General features: G+C 78.1%; 1 protein-coding gene. It reads left to right on the top strand.

Annotation, left to right across the window (positions count from 1 at the left end; genetic code table 11):
• Window positions 1-233, top strand: a 233-nt coding sequence (locus tag DVH02_RS35400) for a CurL C-terminal domain-containing protein (RefSeq protein ID WP_158575975.1), incomplete at both ends; no start/stop codon positions are given.

Raw genomic sequence — 233 nt, forward strand, 5'->3', positions numbered from 1 at the left:
CCAGGCCGAACGCCTCCTCGACCACGCCGCCCGCCGCCCCGAGCAGACCGCCGCCGACCTCGGCCACGCCCTCGCCACCACCCGCACCGCCTTCGAACACCGGGCCGTGCTCCTCGGCGCCGACCGCGACGCCCTCCTCACCGACCTCGCCCGCCTCGCCTCCGGCGACCTGCGCCCCGAGACCACCGTCCCCGCCACCCGCACCGGAACCACCGCGTTCCTCTTCACCGGCC

The organism is Streptomyces corynorhini (assembly GCF_003346515.1).
Lineage (GTDB): Bacteria > Actinomycetota > Actinomycetes > Streptomycetales > Streptomycetaceae > Streptomyces > Streptomyces corynorhini.